Here is a 2,320-nt window from a genome sequence, read left to right as displayed (position 1 = left end):
ATTTCTGAAACGACAAACCAAGAGAGCCCTAGTGAAGACAATGGAGGTAGCAGCAATGAGTAAGATTACACTAGATCAAGCAAAAATCGACATGTACATCAACCTACTGGAACGTGGAGCAGTTGACTTTTCATGGGTACATAAACGCTGGAAAGACCGTGTGCGCAAGGAATTGAAGCGACGTGGTTTGAGCCATCTGGCAAACTAGCGAGGTGTTTATGACAGAGATTGAGCACTTATTGATTCGGTTTCTCTTTTCTCTGATTCCTGTGGTTGTCTTGTACTTTTCCATGAAGGACAGGGCAACCAAGCAGGAAAATCGCATGACAGCCATAGAAAAAGACATTGAGAACTTACGCGAATTTCGAATGTCGGCTAACAAAAGATTGGATAACCATGACGAACAAAATAAGGCTATTCTGGTGCTGGCTGAACAGGTCAAATCGCTAGGTGAAGATGTGAGAGAACTGAAAACCTTGATACAAAGTAAACAGTAAAGAAAGAGGTGCAGAATGGTCTGTAATCTCAATATGACCAATTTGCGGCAAATTGACGGTGGGCACCTGATTAAGCAAGGGGACTTGGCTTCCACCTTTGGTTTTGCCCTCTTAGACGAAGACTACCAAGTGATTTCCTCTCTGGAAGGGGAGGAGGCGCTGATCAGTCTGACCAAGGAGGGCTACCAGTGGAAGAAGCAGGTAACCGTTACCGGTCAAGGTGTGAGTTTTCATCTGGACGCTATCTTGCCCATTGGGAGTTATCGCTTGGAAATCACGGCTGGAGGCTATGTTTTCCCCAGTGATAAATCTGTCCATATCAAGATAGTCGCCTCAGATAAAGAATTGGTCACAGAGGAAGTCCATGCTTTAAAAGAGCTGGATATTGCAAAAGAAGTTGAGAAACAGCTTGCAGGTAGAACTGTAGGCGAGAGCCCAGTAGGTCAGGAATTGCCAGACCTGCTCTTTTATTACAATTTAGGAAAGGTGTAACACAAAATGGATACTACAAAATTAACAGCATTTGCGCAGGCAGTGGGGGAAGATAACAAAAAGGTAAACGAAGAGCTGAAAACGAAAGTCAGCACGTCTGACATGAACCAAGCAATCGCCCAAGCTAAATCTGAAGTTAAGGCTGAAATCTTGGGTGAAGGTACCCCTGAGAATTTGGACACACTGAAAGAAATCGCGGAAAAAATCACAAGTATGGGACAAGATGAAAATAGCGCACTTCTTGGCAAAGTAACTGAAGTCAGCGGACGTGTAGACCAGATTGCCAACCTTGACTTGGTCGCAACCTATAACGCAGCGAAAGCGTGAGTGCTATGAGTAACCTTGAAAATCTAGCAAGAGCAATCGGTGAGGATGTCAAGGCTATCAAAGAAGACTCAGAGCTAAAGGATAGGGAGGTTAAGAAAAGACTGGACACCCTTGAGAGTAGACCGAAAGTCCATCCAGAAACCCTCGTTACAAAAGCGGAGCTGGAAGAGAAAGGCTACTTGACCTCCCACCAAGACTTGTCTACTTATGCCCAAAAATGGGAGTTGTACAATGATATCCCCATCAAGGCTAGGATTTCCGCCTTAGAAAATCGTCCATCATTCGATACGCTGACACCGACTCAACGGGATAGCTTAAAAGGGGATAATGGGCATAGTTTGAATGCCAGCGTTCGTATTGAGGGTTCTTATAAGAATGGCTCTACTAGCCGATTGAATTTGTTTGCGGATGTATTCTACGATGGCGAAGCAGTCACGAGCGGCTATACTCTTGATTATTACTACCGTGGTTTTGGCTATACAAACTGGCGTTCTTTGAGAAATCAGACCCCTGATTCAGCAGGAAAATTTGGCACATGGAGTGCTTCTCAGCGTTCTGGTGGTTGGTTTGAAGTTCGCATTGAAGTGAATTACAGAGGATTGAGAGCCTCTGCTTTTACCCATTTGGATAATGTCAACGATGGTGAACAAGGGCGAAGTGGAGTTCCAGGTCAGAACATTGTCAATCAGAACGGTTCGCAGGCACTCAACTATTGGGCCGGTACGCAAGAGCAGTACGATGCTATTACTACCAAAGACCCTCACACGATTTACGATATTTTTAAGTAGGTGAAGCTATGAGAGATAGAGTAAGAATCATGTTAGGAAGTAGAGAGATTGTCAAGCGCTATATTGGCGATAGGTTGGTGTGGTCGAGTGGACCGTCATTATTATTGGAAGTGTTAAACACAAGAATGTGGCAGTACTGGGGTGGGTACAATATTGATATTAAAGGTAATGATATTAAGGTTGCTGCTATACGATATGTACAACTCAATAATAGCA

At 44.1% G+C, this 2,320-nt stretch carries 6 protein-coding genes; all 6 read left to right on the top strand.

Features of this window, described 5'->3' with window-relative positions; all coding sequences use genetic code 11:
• Window positions 1-208: hypothetical protein (locus HT693_RS11435; protein WP_205403229.1), on the top strand; the 208-nt coding region annotated here is incomplete at its 5' end.
• A gap of 10 nt (window positions 209-218) precedes the next feature.
• On the top strand, window positions 219-497 hold the full coding sequence (locus tag HT693_RS11430; protein ID WP_000134981.1) for a hypothetical protein: 279 nt from the start codon (window positions 219-221) through the stop codon (window positions 495-497).
• Window positions 498-512: 15 nt separating this feature from the next.
• Window positions 513-989 carry a hypothetical protein gene (locus HT693_RS11425; protein WP_023937788.1) on the top strand — a complete coding sequence of 159 codons (477 nt, stop codon included), beginning with the start codon at window positions 513-515 and terminating at the stop codon, window positions 987-989.
• Window positions 990-995: 6 nt separating this feature from the next.
• A complete protein-coding gene (locus tag HT693_RS11420; protein WP_000381730.1) occupies window positions 996-1,316 on the top strand; it encodes a hypothetical protein in 321 nt (106 codons plus the stop codon).
• 5 nt (window positions 1,317-1,321) lie between these two features.
• On the top strand, window positions 1,322-2,104 hold the full coding sequence (locus HT693_RS11415; RefSeq protein WP_000067166.1) for a hypothetical protein: 783 nt from the start codon (window positions 1,322-1,324) through the stop codon (window positions 2,102-2,104).
• Window positions 2,105-2,112: 8 nt separating this feature from the next.
• A partial coding sequence (locus HT693_RS11770; protein ID WP_205402501.1) for a hypothetical protein occupies window positions 2,113-2,320 on the top strand: 208 nt, incomplete at its 3' end.

This window comes from Streptococcus sp. 2154 (assembly GCF_013277255.1).
GTDB lineage: Bacteria > Bacillota > Bacilli > Lactobacillales > Streptococcaceae > Streptococcus > Streptococcus pseudopneumoniae.
This window is presented reverse-complemented; position numbering and strand designations above follow the sequence as displayed.